Source organism: Halopelagius longus (genome assembly GCF_900100875.1).
GTDB classification, from domain to species: Archaea; Halobacteriota; Halobacteria; order Halobacteriales; family Haloferacaceae; genus Halopelagius; species Halopelagius longus.
In genome coordinates, this window is the sequence record NZ_FNKQ01000002.1 from 841,678 (window position 1) to 860,667 (window position 18,990).

General features: G+C 68.4%; 22 protein-coding genes. 5 read left to right on the top strand and 17 right to left on the bottom strand.

Annotated elements, in window-relative coordinates:
- Window positions 1–108: 108 nt before the first annotated feature.
- The 3 genes from folP (at window position 109) to BLS11_RS10035 (ending at window position 3,848) form a co-directional block, all read left to right on the top strand.
- Complete coding sequence (gene folP / locus BLS11_RS10025) at window positions 109–2,610, top strand: dihydropteroate synthase (RefSeq protein WP_092536789.1); 2,502 nt, start codon at window positions 109–111, stop codon at window positions 2,608–2,610.
- 109 nt (window positions 2,611–2,719) lie between these two features.
- A complete protein-coding gene (locus tag BLS11_RS10030) occupies window positions 2,720–3,469 on the top strand; it encodes an NRDE family protein (protein WP_092536792.1) in 750 nt (249 codons plus the stop codon).
- Between the two features lie 25 nt (window positions 3,470–3,494).
- Window positions 3,495–3,848, top strand: a complete 354-nt coding sequence (locus BLS11_RS10035; RefSeq protein WP_092536795.1) for a helix-turn-helix transcriptional regulator — start codon at window positions 3,495–3,497, stop codon at window positions 3,846–3,848.
- A gap of 180 nt (window positions 3,849–4,028) precedes the next feature.
- Here the strand turns inward: BLS11_RS10035 and psmA are convergent, their stop codons facing one another.
- The 11 genes from psmA to dapA all read right to left on the bottom strand — a co-directional run bounded on the left by psmA (window position 4,029) and on the right by dapA (window position 13,432).
- Complete coding sequence (psmA, locus tag BLS11_RS10040) at window positions 4,029–4,799, bottom strand: archaeal proteasome endopeptidase complex subunit alpha (RefSeq protein ID WP_092536798.1); 771 nt, start codon at window positions 4,797–4,799, stop codon at window positions 4,029–4,031.
- A gap of 6 nt (window positions 4,800–4,805) precedes the next feature.
- Window positions 4,806–5,285 carry an Rpp14/Pop5 family protein gene (locus tag BLS11_RS10045; protein WP_092536801.1) on the bottom strand — a complete coding sequence of 160 codons (480 nt, stop codon included), beginning with the start codon at window positions 5,283–5,285 and terminating at the stop codon, window positions 4,806–4,808.
- On the bottom strand, window positions 5,286–5,936 hold the full coding sequence (locus BLS11_RS10050; protein WP_092536804.1) for a class I SAM-dependent methyltransferase: 651 nt from the start codon (window positions 5,934–5,936) through the stop codon (window positions 5,286–5,288).
- Window positions 5,920–6,615, bottom strand: coding sequence for an RNase P subunit p30 family protein (locus tag BLS11_RS10055; protein WP_092536807.1), 696 nt, complete (start codon window positions 6,613–6,615; stop codon window positions 5,920–5,922). Before BLS11_RS10055 ends, BLS11_RS10050 begins: the two co-directional genes overlap by 17 nt.
- A gap of 87 nt (window positions 6,616–6,702) precedes the next feature.
- Entirely contained in the window at window positions 6,703–7,677 is a 975-nt protein-coding gene (locus BLS11_RS10060; RefSeq protein ID WP_139172791.1) for a BGTF surface domain-containing protein, read from the bottom strand.
- A gap of 57 nt (window positions 7,678–7,734) precedes the next feature.
- Entirely contained in the window at window positions 7,735–8,844 is a 1,110-nt protein-coding gene (locus BLS11_RS10065) for a M20 family metallopeptidase (RefSeq protein WP_092536813.1), read from the bottom strand.
- A gap of 46 nt (window positions 8,845–8,890) precedes the next feature.
- Window positions 8,891–10,156: a diaminopimelate decarboxylase gene (lysA, locus tag BLS11_RS10070; RefSeq protein WP_092536816.1), complete on the bottom strand. Its 1,266-nt coding sequence runs from the start codon at window positions 10,154–10,156 to the stop codon at window positions 8,891–8,893.
- Window positions 10,149–10,685: a hypothetical protein gene (locus BLS11_RS10075; protein WP_092536819.1), complete on the bottom strand. Its 537-nt coding sequence runs from the start codon at window positions 10,683–10,685 to the stop codon at window positions 10,149–10,151. Before BLS11_RS10075 ends, lysA begins: the two co-directional genes overlap by 8 nt.
- A 210-nt stretch (window positions 10,686–10,895) precedes the next feature.
- Entirely contained in the window at window positions 10,896–11,741 is an 846-nt protein-coding gene (locus BLS11_RS10080) for a 2,3,4,5-tetrahydropyridine-2,6-dicarboxylate N-succinyltransferase (RefSeq protein ID WP_092536822.1), read from the bottom strand.
- On the bottom strand, window positions 11,738–12,511 hold the full coding sequence (dapB, locus tag BLS11_RS10085; RefSeq protein ID WP_092536825.1) for a 4-hydroxy-tetrahydrodipicolinate reductase: 774 nt from the start codon (window positions 12,509–12,511) through the stop codon (window positions 11,738–11,740). The genes BLS11_RS10080 and dapB overlap by 4 nt, the downstream gene beginning before the upstream one ends.
- Window positions 12,512–13,432, bottom strand: a complete 921-nt coding sequence (gene dapA, locus BLS11_RS10090; RefSeq protein ID WP_092536828.1) for a 4-hydroxy-tetrahydrodipicolinate synthase — start codon at window positions 13,430–13,432, stop codon at window positions 12,512–12,514.
- Window positions 13,433–13,798: 366 nt separating this feature from the next.
- Here dapA and BLS11_RS10095 point away from each other — a divergent pair, with 366 nt between their 5' ends.
- Window positions 13,799–14,296 carry a LabA-like NYN domain-containing protein gene (locus BLS11_RS10095; protein WP_092536832.1) on the top strand — a complete coding sequence of 166 codons (498 nt, stop codon included), beginning with the start codon at window positions 13,799–13,801 and terminating at the stop codon, window positions 14,294–14,296.
- A gap of 4 nt (window positions 14,297–14,300) precedes the next feature.
- Here BLS11_RS10095 and BLS11_RS10100 read toward each other — a convergent pair whose 3' ends face one another.
- Window positions 14,301–15,209, bottom strand: coding sequence for a DUF7847 domain-containing protein (locus tag BLS11_RS10100; RefSeq protein WP_092536835.1), 909 nt, complete (start codon window positions 15,207–15,209; stop codon window positions 14,301–14,303).
- Window positions 15,210–15,307: 98 nt separating this feature from the next.
- The gene (locus BLS11_RS10105) at window positions 15,308–15,487 is read right to left on the bottom strand and encodes a hypothetical protein (RefSeq protein ID WP_092536838.1); all 180 of its coding nucleotides are present in this window, start codon (window positions 15,485–15,487) and stop codon (window positions 15,308–15,310) included.
- Window positions 15,488–15,606: 119 nt separating this feature from the next.
- Here BLS11_RS10105 and BLS11_RS10110 point away from each other — a divergent pair, with 119 nt between their 5' ends.
- Window positions 15,607–16,113, top strand: coding sequence for a PUA domain-containing protein (locus tag BLS11_RS10110; RefSeq protein WP_092536841.1), 507 nt, complete (start codon window positions 15,607–15,609; stop codon window positions 16,111–16,113).
- Window positions 16,114–16,170: 57 nt separating this feature from the next.
- On the opposite strand, the gene BLS11_RS10115 is transcribed toward BLS11_RS10110, so the two are convergent.
- From BLS11_RS10115 to BLS11_RS10130, 4 genes are all read right to left on the bottom strand, one after another.
- Entirely contained in the window at window positions 16,171–17,181 is a 1,011-nt protein-coding gene (locus tag BLS11_RS10115; RefSeq protein ID WP_092536844.1) for a presenilin family intramembrane aspartyl protease PSH, read from the bottom strand.
- A 46-nt stretch (window positions 17,182–17,227) separates the two neighbouring features.
- Window positions 17,228–17,455: an H/ACA ribonucleoprotein complex subunit GAR1 gene (locus tag BLS11_RS10120; RefSeq protein ID WP_092537256.1), complete on the bottom strand. Its 228-nt coding sequence runs from the start codon at window positions 17,453–17,455 to the stop codon at window positions 17,228–17,230.
- A gap of 5 nt (window positions 17,456–17,460) precedes the next feature.
- On the bottom strand, window positions 17,461–17,742 hold the full coding sequence (gene srp19 / locus BLS11_RS10125; protein ID WP_092536847.1) for a signal recognition particle subunit SRP19: 282 nt from the start codon (window positions 17,740–17,742) through the stop codon (window positions 17,461–17,463).
- 80 nt (window positions 17,743–17,822) lie between these two features.
- Window positions 17,823–18,935, bottom strand: coding sequence for a PGF-CTERM-anchored ABC transporter substrate-binding protein (locus BLS11_RS10130; protein ID WP_092536850.1), 1,113 nt, complete (start codon window positions 18,933–18,935; stop codon window positions 17,823–17,825).
- Window positions 18,936–18,990 lie beyond the last annotated feature (55 nt).

Here is an 18,990-nt window from a genome sequence, read left to right on the forward strand (position 1 = left end):
TGAAGCGATACGGTGGGTCGCGGGGGGAGGGAGGCCGACACCCCCGGCGTTCGGCCCGCGCACGCAGGTCCGACAGTCCTAAGCGCGGCCCGCGTCACCTCGGAGTATATGGAGTACCACGAGGCGGTGAACTTCCTCTTCGACCTCCGCAGGTTTCAGGTGAAGCCCGGGACTGCGTCGGTCCGGTCGCTCCTCGCCGAGTTCGACGACCCGCAGGACGACGTGTCGTTCGTGCAGATAGCCGGGTCGAACGGAAAGGGAAGCACCGCCCGGATGGCGGAGTCGGTCCTCCGCGAAGCCGGCCTCACGGTCGGCCTCTACACGTCGCCGCACTTCGAGGACATCCGCGAGCGCATCCGCGTGGACGGCCGGAAGATTCCGGAGTCCGCGCTGGCGGAGTTCGTCGCGGCGGCGAAACCGTGGCTGGTCGAACGCGCCGCCTCGGGCGAACCGCTGACGTTCTTCGAGGTGATGACGGCGATGGCCATCTGGCGCTTCGCCGACGCCGACGTGGACGTTGCCGTCCTCGAAGTCGGCATGGGCGGAGAACTCGACGCGACGAGCGTCGTCGACCCCGTCGCCAGCGCGGTGACGAACGTGACGCTCGAACACACGGCCGTCCTCGGCGACACCGTCGAGGAGATTGCGGAGAAGAAAGTCGCCGTCGCGCCCGACGGGCGGCCCCTCGTCACCGGCGCGACGGGCGACGCCCTCGACGCGATTCGCGACCACGAGGACGAGTTGATAACCGTCGGGACGGCGGACGCGGCGATGGAACCCAGGCCGAACGTGACCGTCCGCTACGACGGCCGGGTGAACCACCAGGAGTCGGCCGTCGTCGTCTCCGGCCCCTCGTGGGGCGTCGAGGCGAACATCCCGCTCCTCGGTTCGTATCAGGCGGTCAACGCCGGTATCGCCTGCGTCGTCGCCGAACAGGCCGCCGACGAGGCGGGGACGACCATCGACGCGACGACGCTCGAACGCGGCCTCAGGCGGGCGAACTGGCCGGGGCGGTTCGAGGTGATGGAGCGGAACCCCCACGTCGTCTTGGACGGCGCGCACAACCCCGGCGCGTGCGCGGAACTGGCGTCCGTAATCGAGGAGTTCGACTTCGAGAGCCTCCACCTCGTCTTCGGCGCGATGCACGACAAGGACCACCGCGAGATGGCGGCCGAACTCCCGCGCCCGGCGTCCGTCGTGACGTGCAGGCCGAACAACGCCCGCTCTGAGGACCCCGAGACGCTGGCCCGCGTGTTCGAAGACGAGGGCGCGGGCGACGTGACCGCCGGAACCACCGTCTCCGCGGCGCTTCGGACGGCGCGGGAACGCGCCGGACCGGACGACTGCGTCCTCGTCGCCGGGTCTCTGTTTCTCGTCGCGGAGGCGCGGACGACGTGGACGCGGACGGTGGTCTCGAAGCGCGTGGAGACGCTCTCGGACGCCGACCGCCTCCTCTCGCGGGCGAACGTCCCGGCCGAGGACGCCGAACGGACGCGCGGGGACGCCGTCCACCGCGTCTACCGAACGACCGCACAGCGGAGACAGGCCCGCCGCCTCCGCGAGGAGATGCTGGCCGTCGGCGGCGACTGCGCCGTCTCGGGGCACCGCGGCGAGGGCGAACAGGTGGACGTGGTGCTGACGGGGACGCGAACGCAGTTCGAACGCGTCCGGGAGAACCTCGCGTACGCCGACGAGTACGGCCTCTCGGAGTTCGCCGGAGCGCTCGACGCCGCCCTCGACGGGCCGCCGTCCCGACCCGCGGCGTCCGACCCGGCGGACGAACCGGAGTACCCGTGGAGCGACGGTACCGCCGTCATGGGCATCCTGAACGTCACGCCGGACAGCTTCCACGACGGCGGCGAGTACCGCGACGTCGAGGACGCCCTCGAACGCGCCGAGGCGATGGCCGAGGCGGGCGCGGACATCATCGACATCGGCGGCGAGTCCACCCGCCCCGGCGCGGACGTGGTGCCGGTCGAAGAGGAGATAGAGCGCATCGTCCCGGTCATCGAATCCCTCGCGGAGACGGACGCCCTCGTCTCCGTGGACACGCGGAAGGCGGACGTCGCCCGCGCGGCACTCGACGCCGGGGCCGACATCCTCAACGACGTGACCGGCCTCGAAGACCCCGAGATGCGCTTTCTCGCAGCCGAGCGCGACGTTCCGGTCATCGTCATGCACAGCATCGACGCGCCCGTCGTCCCCGGCAAGGACGTCGCGTACGACGACGTGGTCGAGGACGTGATAGACGAACTGAAAGAGCGGATCCTGCTGGCCGAACAGGCGGGCGTCCCCCGCGAGAACGTCATCGTCGACCCCGGCCTCGGGTTCGGCAAGACCGCCGCCGAGGACTTCGAGATGCTGGACCGGATCGGCGAGTTCGAGTCGCTCGGCTGCCCGGTTCTCGTCGGTCACTCCCACAAGTCGATGTTCGAACTCGTCGGCGAGGAGGCGGGCGACAACCTCGAAGCGACTATCGCCGCCACGACCATCGCCGCGGACCGCGGGGCCGACATCGTCCGCGTCCACGACGTGCGCGAGAACGTCGCGGCGGTGAACGTCGCCCTCGCGACGCGCGACCCGAGTCGGTTCGCCGACGGCGGCGAGTGAACGACTCGCTCTGTTCTCTCGGCCTCATCTCCTCACCTTCCCTGCCCGGTCGTGTGCGCCGCCGATCGACCGCCGAATCGTTTTCCCGACCCCTCGCGTAGACGTTCGCGTGTGCACTCTGACGATAGCGTGGCGAGTGTTCGACGACGCACCGGTCGTCGTCGCGGCGAACCGCGACGAGGCGTTGGACCGACCGTCCGAACCGCCCGCCGTCGCCGAGGGCAACCCCGCGTTCATCGCGCCGAGGGACGCGGAGGCCGGCGGCACGTGGGTCGGCTACAACGACCGCGGCCTGTTCGTCGGCATCACCAACCGCTGGATTTCGGTCGAGGGCGGCGGCGAACGCTCCCGCGGTCAGTTGGTCCGCGACGCCCTCCGATGCGAGTCGGCCGAGGCGGCGAAGGCGACGGTCGAGGAGGCGGTTTCCGAAGCGGTCTACGACGGGTTCAACCTCGTCGTCGCCGACTCCGAGGCGGCGTACCTCTTCGAGTGGGACGGCGAACTCCGGACGACGGCGTTCGACCCCGGCGTCCACGTCGTCGTGAACGTGGGGACGGACGAGGAGTTCTTCGAACCGCCGGCGAGACCCGAAGCGGGCCGCCAGCAGGCCGAAAACGCGCGCGCGGTTCGGTCGGCGCTGGAACCCGAACCCGGCGAGTCCGCGGCGGAGTGGCGCGAACGCGCCGCCGCGGTCCTCGGCGACCACGAGTACGGCGTCTGCGTCCACGACCCCGAGGGTCGCTTCGGTACCGTCTCCTCGTCGCTCATCACGCTGTTCGCAGGCGGGGAGGCGGAGTACGAGTTCGCGCCCGGACCGCCCTGTCGGACGGCGTACCGGCGGGTCGAAAGTCAAGTTTAAACCCGTCGCGGGCGACTCTCGTACCATGAGCGCAGGCGAGGCCGAACCCGACCTTTCGGAAGCCGAACGCGCGGGACTGGAACTCATCCGCGAGAGCGGAGGTATCCACCAGAGCGACTTCTGGAAGGAGCTCGACATCTCCTCCCGAAAGGGAAGTCGCGTCGCCGAGCGTCTCGCGTCGCTCGGCCTCATCAAACGCGAGGACACGGTGTACAACGGACACAACACCTACTACCTCGAACCCGCCGCGAAGGACCTCGAGTTCTCCCTGCTTATGGCCGGCGACATGCTGTCGCCGTTCATCGGCGAGGAGGAGATAAACGCAAACAGCAACGCGTTCTCGCAGTGGCTGATGAACCTCGCCTACGAGGAGTACTGAACGCTCCGTTCTCCGCCGTTTTTTTTGGAGTCCGACGCCGTCCAGCACCGCCGGTAACCGCTCGGACCGGTCGCTAACGGCTAATCGGGCGCAACGGCTCGGCGCGTACGAACCGGAGAGGAAAGATAGCCGAGTGTGAGCGATTTCGACTGCGGGACGGCCTGAGGACTCGACGCGGGCTTACTCTTCTTCTTCGGCCGCGTCTTCGTCGTCCTCGTCCGTGGGTTCGAGGTCGTTCTCCGTGATGTACGACTCCACCTCGTCGTTCGTCAGTTGGACGTACTCCTCCGTCTCCGCGGAGACGGTGGCGACGTCGACGCCCGCGGCGTCGAGTTGGTCGTCGTTCGTGGAGGCGATGGCGCGGAGTGCGAGTCCGAGGCCCTCGTCTAAGGTCATCTCCTCGGAGTAGTTCTCTTCGAGGTACTCCTGAAGGTCGCCCCGGTCCTCGCCGATGGAGACGGCCTTCCACTCGTACGGCGTCCCCGAGGGGTCCGTCTCGTAGAGACGCGGCGTGCCGTTCTCGACGCCGCCGATGAGGAGGGCGACGCCGAACGGGCGCGCGCCGCCGACCTGCGTGTACTGCTGGATGTGGTCGGTGACGTTCTTCGTCAGCGTCTCGATGCCGATCGGTTCGCCGTAGCGGAGTCGGTTCACCTGCGCCTGCCGGCGGGCGAAGTCGATGAGTTGCCGGGCGTCGGCGACGTGTCCCGCGGAGGCCAGGCCGATGTGGGTGTCCGCCTTGTGTAACTTCTCGACGCTCGTCGGTTCCATGAGGGGAGAGCGAGAGCGCTTGTCCGCGGCGAGAACGACGCCTTCCGGCGTTCGAACGCCGACGCTCGCCGTCCCTCGCTTCACCGCCTCGCGGGCGTATTCGACCTGATAGAGGCGGCCATCAGGCGAGAAAATCGTTATCCCGCGGTCGTATGCCTGCTGTTGGGCTTGTCCCTGCATATAGTATCACTCGAAATCGAGTTTCGTCGCGCCCGCGAACCCGTCGGCACCGCGGACGTCCACCCGCGAATCGCGGACGACGGCGGGCCGAGAGTCGTTCTCGAACACGACGTTTCTCTGTTCACAGTCTCCGGCCCGCCCGTTCAAATAACTTTCCTCACAGGCACGCACGGTGCCCGAAATCCCGCGGATTCGGAGTCCCACGGGGTCGCCGCCGACGCGACTGACGCAGGCGACTGCGGCGCGGGCGCGGTCGGTCTTCCCCCGGTGGGCGCGGACTATCGTCTCGCCCTCGCCGTCTTCGAGGCGAAACGAGAGGACGGTCAGGTCGGCGTCGGCGCTCCCGGCGTCGCCGTAGAGATTCTGCGCGGCGTACCACAGGTCGCGTTGGAAGTCGCCGCGGTCGAAGTCCGCGTCGGGCCACGCCTCGATTTCGACCGCGAGATACCGCCACCGCGGGCGGATGTGCTTCGGGAGGTGCTTCATCTACTCCTCGTCGGCCTCGTCGAGTTCGACTCTCTCGCCCGCCGAACCGAACCGTTCGGCCACGAGGACGCCCACCTGTTCGTGGACCCGTTCGACGGCGGTGAGGACGAACCCCTCGTCGGTCAACGCGTCCACGAGGACCCCCACCGTCGCGGGGTCGTCCACCTCGGGACTGTAGAACGGTTCCTCGGGGTCGGGCGCCCCGAAGAACATCACGTCCCCGAGGACGAACCGGTCGGGGTTCAGCTCCGCGATGACGCCGATGGCCTCGCGTTTCTCCTCGTCGGAGAGGTGATGCATCGCGAAGTTCGACGTCACTATATCGACGGGGCCGTCGTAGTTCGGGTCGCGGAACCGCCCCTCGCCGAACTCCACGTTCCCTATCCCGGCGTCTTCGGCCTTCTGCCGCGCCTGTTCGAGCATCCCTTCGCTGATGTCGCGGCCGACGACTCGCTTCGCGTCCGGCGCGAGGGCCAACGCGATAGCGCCCGTCCCCGTTCCTAAATCGAGCACTACGTCGTCGGCCGTCGGCGCGGCGTGTTCGACGACGAGGTTCGCGCAGGCGAGATACTCCTCGGAGTCCTGCGAGTCGTCGTACTCGGCGGCGGCCTTCGAGAACCGGTCGGCGTGTTCCTCAATCGTCTTCTTCATATCCGTCACGTTTGACGCCGGGGGCTATGAACGACTCGGACATCCGCTCGCGGTTCCGCGCGGCGATGTCGCCCCACGCGGCCAGTCCCTCGCGGACGAACTCGGCGCCGAGGCCGACTTCCTCGCCGACGGCCGCCAGTTCCCGCGGCGCGCGCACCTGCAGGTGCGACTCCGCGCCGACGCTGACGACGTGCGGCGCGTCGTAGTGGTCTATCAACTGCGACAGTTTCCGGAGTTTCCGCAGGTGTTGGACGCGCGTCCCTCCCGTTCGCCGCAGGACGGGGCCGAAGTTCACCTCGATGGCGACGCCGTTGTCGCGGGCGGCCTTCGCGAGGACGTGGTTCACGTCGCCGTCGTCGCCGAACGGGCGGGCGAGAACGTCCACCCGCGCCTGTTCGACCGCGAAGCGGTTGAGTTCGTTCGTCCCGCCGCGGACGACGACGAGGGTGCGGTCCGGGCGGAAGTTACCGACCGCACCGCTCGCGTTCCGCGGGTGCGGCGCGACCACCTCGGCGGCGTCCACGATATCGACGTTCACCTCCTCGCGGAGGGCCTCGTAGTCGGGTCTCGCGTCCACGGCGCGGACGACGAGTCCGTCGTACCCGTGTCTCTCCGCCGTCGCAGCGAATCGAGACACCGTGGCGTCGCCGTCGGGGTGCGCGTAGACCGCCTCGTACATGGGTGTCCGGACGCCGAGACGGGGTTTCGTCGTTACGGTTTCGCCGTCGGCGAAAGGCGAGCGTCGAAAAAAGCGGTCGTCGCCGCGTCAGGGTCGCCGGGCGAGGGCGACTGCGACGACGAGGGAGACGAAGGCGACGACTGCGGTGCCGACGCCGAATCCGGGCGTCGTCGTCTCCGTCTCCGGTTCGGTCGTCGCGCCGGTCTCACTCGTCGGTTCGTCCGTCTCCGGTTCGGTCGTCGGGGCGGCGGTTTCCGTCGGCGTCTCGGTGACGGGCGTCTCCGTTTCCGTCGCGGTCAACAACGGAGTGGTCGTCCCGTTCTCGGTCGTCGTCTCGTTCGTCACCGACCGAACGGGCAGTTCGTACTCGTAGGACTCGTTGTCGCTTCCGTTCGCCCGCGCGACGGTCACGGCGACGGAGTCCGTCGCGTTCGTGACGTTGCGGAGGTCGAACGTCGCGGCGTACGTGCCGTTTGCGGTGACGTTCGTCGTCGTCTGTTTGAGGTACTGCGTCGCGTTCTCGTCGGCGGCCTGCACTCGAACGGTGAGTTCGGTCCCCTCGTCGTACGTCGCGTACCCCGAGAGCGTCGCGTTCGACCCCGCTTCGAGCGTTCGGTTCTCGTCGCGGGGGTCGAACGGCGTCGAGTCTACGAACCGCCGTTCGTACTCGACGGAGGCGTTCGACTCGCTCTGCGCGCGGACGGTCACCGTCACCGGCCCGCCCGAACCGTTCGGCATAGACGAGAAGTTAAACGAGGCTTCGTACGTCCCCTCGTCGGTCACGTTCGTCGTCGCCGTCTTGATGAACTGCACTTGGCCTTCTCCCGAGGACTGCAGGTAGACCTGCACGGTAGTGCCCGCGTCGAGCGTCGTGTTCCCGGAGACGGTTTGGTTCGTCTCGGGGAGGAACGTCGCGTTCTCGTCGTGCGGTGTGAACGTGGCGTTCTCCGCGGCGGCGACGCCGCCGGTGAGAACGACGCTCCCCGCGAGAACCGCGAGGAGAGCCGTCACCGCGAGAGAGAGCCGTCTAGACGAGTCAGTCGATAGAGGGCGTTTGAACATGCGTCCCCCTCTATGAGGAGCGGTGAAAAGTCACCAACGGTAACTAAAACGACGAGTTTACTCTCCGACGAGTTCGGCCGCCGCGTCGGTCACCGCCGCCGCCGCCGTCCGAACGTCCTCGACGCGGACGTACTCGCGTTCGGCGTGGGCGACGGCCCCCTCCTCGTCGGCGAGGACGCCCGGCCCGAAGACGACGACGGGCGCGGGCGAGAAGTACGACGCCTCCGTCGCCGCGGTGAACGGGCGCACGTCGCCGGACCCGCCCGCCCGACGGGACGCCTCGGCGACGGTTTCGACGAGTTCGTGGTCCTCGTCGGTGGCGAACGCCTCCAAGAACGGCGTCGGGCGGTCCGTCAGGTCGAACGAGACGCCAACGTCGTCGGGGACGGCCTCCCGAACGGCGGATTCGAGGCCGTCGCGGAACTCCGCGGCCGACTCCGGCGGGACGCTCCGCCGGTCTAAGACGAGTCGGCACCCGGCGGGCACCTGATTCGTCGCGTCGCCGCCAGCCACCGTCGTCGGCGTCAGCGTCGCGGACCCGAGGGAGGGGTGCGCCGCCCGCCCCTCGTCGTAGGAGCGAATCGCCGCCAACGCCGCTTCGAGTGCGAAGACCGCGTTGACGCCCGACTCCGGTTCGGCGGCGTGGGAGGCGACGCCCGAGAGCGTCAGCGTCCCCTGAAACCGCCCCTTCGCGGCGGTGCAGACGTCGAGGTTCGTCGGTTCGCCGACGACGTACATGTCGCCGTCGACGTCCAGTGCGTGCGCGCCCGTCGAGAGCAGTTCCTCGTCGGGCGTCACCGCGAGGGTGAGTCGGGCGTCCGCCGCGGGTTCGACGGCGACGAACGCCGCGAGAAGCGCCGCGAGCGGTCCCTTGGCGTCGCACGAACCTCGTCCGCGAATCACGTCGTCGTCGCGGCGGAACGGGACGTGCGGCGAGACGGTGTCGATGTGGGTGTTCAACACGAGGTGCCGGTCGGGCTCTGCGGCCCCCTTCGAGGCGACGGTGTTGCCCGCCTCGTCGATTTCGGGGTCGAACCCGGCGTCTTCGAGCGTCTCGACCAGCAGGTCGCGCATCTCCTCGACGCCGTCGTTCGAGGCGACGGGCACCGCGCGTTCGAGGAAGTCGATGGGGTCGAACGCCGAGGCGGCGTCCGAATCGGAGTTCATGCGAAGACGTTCCCTCGGTTCGATATAAAAAGACCCGGACCGTCCGTTACTCCTCTAAGCGCACCAAGTCGTCGAACGTCTCCCTGCGGCGTGCGACGCGCGCCTCGCCGCCTTCGAGGGCGATTTCGACCGGCCGGGGCTGGGAGTGGAACTGACTCGCCATCGCGTAGCCGTACGCGCCGGTGTGGCCGATGGCGACGACGTCGCCGCGGTCGGGGCGCGGGAGCGGTCGGTCGCGGCAGAACGTGTCCGAACTCTCGCAGACCGGACCGCCGACCGTCAGCGGTTCGACCGGCGCGTCGGGGTTCGTGAGGTTGCGGATGCCGTGGTAGGCGTCGTACATCGCCGGTCGAATCAGCGTCGTCATGCTGGCGTCGATGCCGACGACGGTCGTCTCCGGCGTGTCCTTGACGGTGTTGACGGTCGCGAGCAGACACCCGGCGTCGGCCAAGAGGTAACGACCGGGCTCTATCTTCAGCGTCGCGTCGAGGTCACCGAGTGCCTCGGCGGTGCGTTCGGCGACCGCATCGATGTCGAGGGGGTCCTCGTCGTCGCGGTACGGGACGCCGAACCCGCCGCCGATGTCGAGGAATTCGAGGTCGCCCACCTCGCGGGCTAACTCGCCCATCTTCGCGACGTACTCGGCGTGGGCGTCCATATCCTCGTCGAGCATGCCGCTTCCGGCGTGGGCGTGGAGGCCCACGAGGTCCATGTCGTACTCCTCGCGGACGCGTTCGGCGACTTCCGGGACGCTGTCGTACGGAATTCCGAACTTCGGGTGCGCGCCGGTCTTGACCTTCTCGTGGTGACCGGCGGCGATGCCGGGGTTGACGCGGAGGCAGAGGCGGCCGTCGAATCCGCGTTCCGCGAGGCGTTCGACGCTGTCCTCCGCGCCGACGTTGAACGTCATGCCCGGCGCGTCCTCCCAGACGCCGACGACGTAGTCCAAGTCGCCGTCCGGGGGGTTGACGCCGGTGTACTGTATCTCGTCGGGGTCCGCACCGGCGCGGAGGGCGCGGAACACCTCGCCCGCGGCGGCGCACTCCATCGGGACGCCCTCGTCTAAGAGCGTCTCGATGACGGCGCGCCCGGAGTGGGCCTTCACCGCGAACATCACCGTCGGGTCGTCGAACGCCGCCTCGAAGGCGGCGGAGAGTCGCCGGTAGTTCTGCCGGATGCGGTCTAAGTCGATTACGTACGCGGGCGTGTCGTACTGCTCGGCGAGACTGCGGAGTCGAACCGCGTCCCAGTCGCCGAGGCGACGAACCGCCGGGTCGGAGTCGGAGTCTGTCGTCGGAGTCGGGTCAGTCATCGTCCGCCGGTCGGGGCTCCTCGGACACGACTGATTCGGTTTCGGTCCGAGGAGAACGACCCAAGCGGCCGCCATCCGGTGCGGGCGCGGGCGCGGCCAGCGACGCTTCGGACTCGCGTTCGCGGACGACGGCGGCGTTCGTCCCCTCGTCCTCGGAGGAGAGCGCTTCGACGCGGACGCCGTCGCCGTCGGCCACGGCGCGGTACGTGCCCGTCTGCGTGTCGAGTAAGACGGTTTCCTCGCCGATTCGGTCGAGGGCCCACGCGGCGGCGCACCCCGCGGCGGCGGGCGTGACGCGTTCGACGGTCCCCTCGGGGTTCACGAACGTCGTGACGACGCGCGGTTCGGCGTAGCTCTGTTCGAGTGCGAGAAAGAGGACGCCCTCGGCGTCGTCCTCGGACTCGCAGGCGGCGCGGACGAACGCCCGTCGGTCGGGGACGGCCTGGGCCGCGTCGACGGCGAGAAGTCGGCAGTTGTGGTTTTCGCTTCGGTACGATTCGTACGAGATGGTTCGGTCGGATACGTTCATGGGTGGTGCTAACGCGGTGGCTCGGTCAGATTCCGGCGTGGCCGCGAGTGGCCGGACACGGGAGTCGCGCGAAAGAGAGAGGGTCGAGCGTTCGCGGATGCTCCCGTGCCGTTCATCGGAGCCCACTATGTCTCCCCCCTATATATGTTCTGGTGACGATGACATTCGTTGCCACGACCGATGGTCGTGGGAGTCGGTGTCAGTGGACGCTCACTCTCGGAGCGCTTCCTCCCTGCGGGTCTTGTCCAGCGTCTCCTCCTCGATGTCGAGGGCGACGACGGCGGGCTTGAACGCGCCGCCGGCGAACAGGTCGTGGTCGCCGATGGACGACTCGACGTAGCGGGTGAACGCCCGGCGGTTCGCGGGCAGGTGTCCGTAGAGGACCTCTTCCTCCACGAGGTCGTAGACCGGGATGCGCGGCGACAGCAGCGTGTTCTCGCCGACGACGGTGTTCTCGCCGACGTGGAAGCCGGAGGTGACGCGGCATCCCGCGCCGAGGGAGACGTCGTCCTCGACGATGACGGGCGCGTCCTCGACGGGTTCGAGGACGCCGCCGATGAGGGTGTTCGCGCCGAGTTTCACGTTCTCGCCGATCTGCGCGCAGGAGCCGACGGTGTCGCAGGAGTCGACCAGCGTTCCGTCGCCCACGTGCGCGCCCACGTTGACGAACGAGGGCGACATCATGATGCAGTCGCGGCCGAGGTACGCGCCGCGGCGGATGACGGTCCCGTCCGGCGTGTTCCGCGTCCCGCGTTCGCCGAGGTCGGCCGTCTCGCGGAGGGGGAGCACGTCGTAGTAGGTCACGTCGCCGTGTTCGCGGCCCTCCGTCTCCCGGAGGCCGAAGTTCAGCAGGATACCCCGCTTGACCCACTCGTTGACCTCCCAGCCGTCGGGGCCGGACCCGCCGGTCTGTTCGGCCGCGCGGACCTCTCCGCCTTCGAGGGCTTCGAGGAACGCATCGAGCGTCGCCAGTTCCTCGCTTCCGGCCGTCGTGACCGAGAGGGCGTCGTCTTGGTATCGCTGCCACAGGTCGTCGATTTCGGATTGTATGCTCATCGTTGGTCGAGTACGTCGTCGAAGTCGTACCGCCCGGCGTCGCGTCCCGCGACCCAGACGGCGGCGTCGAGTGCGCCGGCGGCGAAGACGCCGCGGGCACCCGCTCTGTGCGTCAGCGAGAGGAGTTCGTGGTTGCCGGCGAGGAGGACTTCGTGTTCGCCCGTCACGTCGCCCGCGCGCCGCGCGTGGACGCCGATTTCGCCGTCCTCGCGCGGTTGGTCGCCGACGCGTCCGTGGACGCGTTCGGCCTCGCCGCGGACCTCTTCTATGTCGTCTAAGATGGTGTTCGCCGTGCCCGAGGGGGCGTCGCGCTTCCCGTTGTGGTGCGTCTCCGTCACCTCGATGTCGTAGCCGGGAAGCGCCGCCACCGCCTCGCGGACGGCGCGGCGGAGGGCCGCGACCCCCCGAGAGAAGTTCGCCGCCTTCAGGACGGGGACGGACTCGGCGGCCGACTCAAGCGCCGCGCGGCCCGCCTCGTCGAATCCGGTCGTGCCGACGACGGCGGCGACGCCCGCGTCCGCGCAGGCGGCCACGTAGTCGGCGCTGGAGTCGGGGCCGGTGAAGTCCACGAGGACGTCCGGCATCTCCACCTCCAGCAGTTCGTCTATCTCCGCGGCGTCGCGGACCGGGACGCCCGAAATCTCCTCGACCGGCGACCGGTTGACCGCGAGCACCACGTCCACGTCGTCGCGGTCGGTGGCGGCGTCCAGAACCTCCCGGCCCATGCGTCCGGCCGCGCCCGTGACGGCGAGGCGAACCGGCTCGGACATCTACTCGGCCCCCGCCGCGCCCAAAGACTCCTCGCGCGCCGCGTCGAGTTCGTCGAGGATGCGCCGCAGTTCCTCGGCGTTCTCCTCGCGCAGTTCGGTCAACGGCGGGCGGAGCGTCCCCGGTGCGTGTCCCCGCATCTCCACCGCCTTCTTCACCGGAATCGGGTTCGTCTCGACGAACAGGTGGCGGTTGAGCGGTCCGAGTTCGTGGTGGAGTTCCCGCGCCCGGCCGTAGTCGCCGTCGAGGGCCGCCTCCACCATCGCCACCGTCCGTTCGGGTTCGACGTTCGCGGTGACGGAGATGGTGCCGACGCCGCCGACGGAGAGGACGGGGAGCGTGAGTGCGTCGTCGCCCGACAGCACCGCGAACTCCTCGCCGCGCGTGCGCTCGACGACTTCGGATATCTGCCCGAGGTCGCCGCTCGCGGCCTTGTAGCCGACGATGTTCTCGTGTTCGGCGAGTGCGGCGGCCGTCTCCGGTTCGACGTTTCGGCCCGTCCGCGAGGGGACGTTGTACGCTATCTGCGGGACGTCCACTTCGTCTGCGACGGTCCGGAAGTGCTCCAGCAGACCGGCCTGTTCGGGCTTGTTGTAGTACGGCGAGATGAGGAGGAGCCCGTCCGCGCCCACGTCGGCGGAGCGTCGAGACAACTCCAACGCCTCGCGGGTGGAGTTCGACCCCGACCCCGCGATTACGGGCACCTCCTCCACCGCCTCGACCACCGTCTCGACGACTTCGATGTGTTCGTCGTGGGTGAGGGTGGCGCTCTCGCCCGTCGAACCGACGGGGACGAGGCCGGCGACGCCCGCCGCTTCGAGGCGTCGCGCGTTCTCCGCGAGCGTTTCGTGGTCGATACTGCCGTCCGAGGCGAACGGCGTCGTCATCGCCGGGAAGACTCCCGTCAAGTCGAGTTCCGTCATGTGGTGTCGTGTCTGTGTGTCTGCGTCGCGTGTGGTCGAACGCCGGTGCGCACCGCGCCGAAAGTCGCCCGAGACGGGGTCGCTACTCCCGCCACGAGCGTTACGGTGCGCGTTTTTTCGGTTTCAGAAGAGCCCCACGCGTCGCTGTCGGCAGGCGGACACCCGACCGGGACGACGTGGGTCGCGTCACACGCGAGAAACTGGACCGTTGCCAGATATAACTTGCGTCGTACGCAACATCCGCCGACCGGACGAGAGCGCCGACGGCGGCGGCCGGGGCGCAGACACCGTACGCGCGCGGCCGGGCGGGCGCGAGAACCGGGAATCGCCCCACAATTCATTAGGTGTCGTCCCCCCCAGTGAGGTATGACCGAGATTCATCCGGGCCAACGCGTCGCCGTTCTGGCCGACGCGCAGAACCTCTATCATACGGCACAGAGCCTCTACTCGCGAAACATCGACTACTCGTCGCTGTTGGAGAAGGCCGTCTCCGACCGAGCGCTCACGCGCGCCATCGCCTACGTCGTCCGGGCGGACTCCCCCGACGAGGAGCGGTTCTTCGAGGCACTCGTCGACATCGGCTTCGAGACGAAGATAAAGGACATCAAGACGTTCGGCGACGGGTCGAAGAAAGCGGATTGGGACGTCGGGATGGCGTTAGACGCCGTGACGCTCGCGAATCACGTCGATACGGTCGTGCTCTGTACGGGCGACGGCGACTTCTCCCGACTCTGTTCGCACCTGCGTCACGAGGGCGTCCGCGTGGAGGTGATGGCGTTCAAGGAGTCCACCGCCGAGGAACTCATCCGCGAGGCGGACGCCTTCCTCGACATGTCGGAACGAACCGACACCTTCCTGCTGTAGTCTCTCAGAGCGCCGACTCCTCGCTCTCGTTCTCGAAGTCGGCAGTCTCGGCGAACTCCTCGGGCCGCGAGCGCGGTTCGTGCGCCCGGTAGAACGCCGTCGCGTACGTGCGCTGGAACGTAAACAGAAGCATCGTCGTCGCAAGCGAGATGACCGAGATGAGGATCACTTCCTGCGTCGAGAAGCCGAGCGCCTGCATCGGGGCCGCACCGCCCGCGGCCGCGCCGGCACCCGCGCCCGCGCCGCCGTTCTCGAACTGCGAGAAGTTCTGGAACGTCCGCCAGAAGAGGAACCCCGAGATGGGGATGGTCGTCACGAGCGAGACGACGAAGTTGATGACGGAGTACCCGAGGGCGCTGACGAGGTTGTTACGCACGAGGCGGTAGCTCTCGCGGAAGCCGTCGATCGCTCCCGTTCCGCCGACGACGATGGCGACGGAGTAAAACTGGATGAAGAAGACCAGGAGCATCCCCACGAGGACGACGACGAGGACGAGGGCGCCGACGGCGAGCATCGCACCGCCGCCCGCACCCCCGCCCCCGGCGCTGAAGACGCCGAAGGCGGCGACGATGCCGACGATAGCGGCGACGATGCCGAACACGAGGAAGATGGCGAACTCGATTATCGACCCGACGAGAAGCGGGACGTAGCGGTCCTTCCCGACGCGGGTGAGCGTCGAGAACGACGTCTTCCCGTCTAGCGACTCCGACGCCATGCCGAGGAGGCCCGCGATGACGAACGGCGTCACGAAGAACGTGAGTATCTGGAGGAGCGTCGGCACCATGGGGATGCCGGCTAACTGCAACGCAGACTGCGGGAGGGTTATGACCCCGTACAGCAGTCCTACGAGGAACAATACCGGATTTCGGCCCAGTGCGGAGAGGGCCGAACGGAGGGCTTCGATTGCGGCCATACTATCCGTTTCGACGTAGCGTTCCTTAAAGATGAATGAACAGAACTGTTGTCACGTTCTGTCGGCGGGCCGCCGCGCCACTACCGCGCTACCGCGAGTCAGGCCGCCGCGCCGTCGGCGTCCCGTCCGGCGCGGAGGGACGCGACGACGGTGCAGGCGGCGGCGAACGCAGCGATGACGGCGGGAACGCGCCCGTCGACGTCCGTTTCGAGGAGGAAGGCGCTGCTCGCGAGGAGGAGCATCGCCCCGAGCGCGACTTGCCGCATGTCCACGGACATACCCCGAATCGACAGACAGTCACTACTTAGAGTTTTTCTTCGAAACCTACAGTGTGAACAAATGGCACAGTTCGAGAGCGGACCGCGACTGACTTCACGGACCGGCGGGAACGACGACCATGAGCGACGACAGCGAGGAAGCCGGCGGGGACCGGACGCTCGCCGATCTGCGGACGGTGGCCGACTACCAGTTCGGCGCCGGCGCGGGCGAGGTACTCTTTCCGAGCGACGCCGAAGACGAGTTGACGGTGACTCGCTCCACCAGCGGTCGGCCCAGACAGATACGCGCGCCGGAGGGGCGACTCGTCTCGTACGGGACGGACGGTCGGTTCACGCTGGGACACGCGGGCGGCGTTCGCCTCGCGGCGGCGTCGGAACCGCCCGAGAACCGAGTCGTCGTCGGCGACGAGAGCGAACCGTTCGTCCGCGAGGGCAAGAACGCGTTCGCGAAGTTCGTCACCGACGTCGACCCGGACGTTCGCCCCGGCGACGAAGTCGCCGTCGTGACGCCCGACGACACCGTCGTCGCGACCGGCCGCGCGGAGTTGTCCGCCGACGCGATGCTCGACTTCGAGACGGGGATGGCGGTGCACGTCCGCGAGGGCGCGGGACCGAACGAGGAGTGAGGAACGCGGCGACGGCGGCGGTCGGAAGGAGACGACTCCGGCGACGGAGATGCGGTCTCAGAGGCCGAGCGCGGTCAGAATCGGAACTCCGGCGGCGAGCGACCCGACGAGGTAGCCGCCTATCGCGCCGCCGTTCAGAAGCGGCAGTCCGGCGTGGGCCCGCCCCTTCAGCACCATCCACAGGAGAACGAACAATCCGGCGAACGTCCCGACCATCGACGTCAGCGCCGGGAGGTTCAGCGCCGGGAGGAACCCGACGCCGAGCGAGTTCGCCGGCGAGAAGAACGCCGCGGACGCTACCATCACCGTCGGCATGACGGCGTCGCCGAGGCCGATGAAGAGGGCGTCCCGAACGCCGTCGTCGGAGTCGGCTTCGGATACCGCGTCGGGTTCCGGTTGCTCGTCTGCCGCGCCACCGTTTGCGGCCGCCGCCTCGCCGTCCGCCTCCGTCGCGTCCGTCTCCTCGTGGACGTCGTTCGCGCCGGAGAAGTCGTCGTCCAAGAGCGAGTACGACAGCGTCGTCGGCATGACGAGGACGACGGGGATGCGGAGGTCCATCACGCCCTCCGCCAGATCGAGCATGTGCTTCGTACCGTAGACGCTGACGGCGTCGTAGATAGCCAACGCAGTCAGGAGGACTATCGCGGGCAGCAGTCCGAAGCTGATGCCGAACAGTCCGGCCGCGCCCGCGCCCATCAACACCCCCGCGGTGTCGATGACGTACCACTCGGGGTACGCCACGAGTGCCCCGGCGACGACGACGGCGGCGACGGCGGCCGGAACCGTCGGGAGGACGGCGGCGAAGACGTACCACGAGAGCCACCCGCTGGTGAAGACGATGAGCGCGCGGACGGCCCAGTCGAAGTCGTACTTGAACGCCGCGAGCATCACGGCCGTCGCCACGAGGATGGCTCCGATGTAGACGAGGCTGTTCGTCGGATCCGTCGGGTCCTCGACGGTCTGGTAGCCCTGCTCGTAGAAGGTGGGGACGAGCGCGAGTGCGCCCAACTGCACGAGGAGGAAGACGAGCGCGGCGATGGCCACGCCGAGGTACACGCGCTTTCGCATGTCGCCCCGTTTCGGCCGGTGCGGTATGGGGATTGTGCTTCGTCCGCTACCGAGCGTACAGCTTCTTCCCGACGAGCGACGCCGGCGACGTGCCCTCGGTCGGCGTGATGGCGACGTACGGTCGCTCGACGGGGCCGAAGATATCGACCACGCGCCCGACGCTCGACAGCGACTCGTCGACCACGTCGCGGCCGATGTCGGGGTGACTCTCGTCGTCTGCCCGCGCGATGGCGAGGTTCTGTGCGGTCCGGGAGACGGTGCCGACGCGTTGCATCGCCATCAGCCCCGGAGGATGCCGACGTACGCGGCGACGGCCTGCACGAGGTCGTTCTTCGTGGAGTCCTCCGCGCCTTTCACGAGGACGCGCCCGCGGGAGTCCCACTCGCGGGGGTGCGTCACGTCGCGTTCGATGACCGCGTCGTAGCCGACCTGCTGGACGGCTTCCGCGATTTCGTCAACCGTCGGTTCCTCGACCGCGGTGTCGAGGGGGACCCGACGCCCCTCGGACCGCGACTTCGACGCATCGATGTAGACGGGCCAGATGACGTTCTCGACGGCCATACCGAAAGGGGTGCGGCGCGGCCGTAATACGGTTGTGGTCCGCGTCCGAGAGAAAGAGGGTGCGGTCGTCCGGTTCCGCGTTACCGCCGGCGCGCCAGAAGCGACGCGCCGAGGAGGGCGACGACGGACGCGACGACGCCGAATCCGGGCGCGCCGGTCCCCGTCTCCTCAGTCGTCGCAGTCGCGGTCGTCTGAGCGGTCGTGTCGGCCGTTTCGGTCGCCGCGGTCGTCTCCGTCTGGTTCGCCTGCTGTTTCATCGACTGGTACTCCTCGTACGCCTCGGGGTGGACCGCCTGCATGATGGTCTCTGCGGCGTCAACCGACCGCGGCGCGGGTTGCTGGAGGTTGTTCTCGTCTACCCGGACGACGTTCCCCTTCTGTATCGCGGTGGTGCTGTTGTACGCCTCGTTGCTCGGAATCGGCGACCCCTCGGGCGCGACTATCCACGCCGGGTCCATCTGGACGACCGTCTCGTCGTTGAGTTGGGCGAACCCGGAGACCCCGGCCTCGGCGGCCCCGTTCCGGAGCCCGGCCGTGGTCATCACGTCGCCGATGAACGTGTTGTTCCCGGAGGTGTAGCCGTAGAAGACGTTGAGTCCGACGGGTTTCTCCTCGTCGGCGAGAGCCTCCTGCATCAGGCGGACGGACTCGCGGATGTCGTCTGCGGTCCGCTGTCCGGCCTCGCAGTTACCGGTCAGGCGACCGATCGTCTCGGTCTTGTTGGCGACGAACTCCAAGGAGGTGCCCGTCCCGAAGACGTACACGGGGATGCCTTGGTCGCGAATCTGCTCGACGCGGTCCTTCGCCAGCCCGTACGTCGAGTTCGGCACGAGGACGAGGTCGGGGTCGGCATCGAGGACCTTCTCGACGCTCGGGCCGTTCGCCCCGGAGACGTTCGCTTTCTCGTCGGCCCCCTCCAAGTAGGAGGCGTACTGCGAGACGCCGACGACTTCCTCGCGCGCGCCTATCTCCCACATCGTCTGGGCGGCGCTCGGGTTGAGCGTCACGATCCGTTCGGGGTCCTCTTCGAGCGTTACGTTCGCCCCCGTCGCGTCCGTCGCGGAGTAGGGGAAGGTGCACGATTCTTGCGCCGTGGACGTACCGTCCTCGGTCTGTGCCGCCGCCAGTCCAGCCGTCGGCGCCACCGCGGCGACGACGAGGACGAGGGCGAGAACGACTGCTCTGTGTCTCATGTGTCCTCCCGTCTCCCCCATCGCAACAAGTATTTACCTAAACCAACTGCGATTG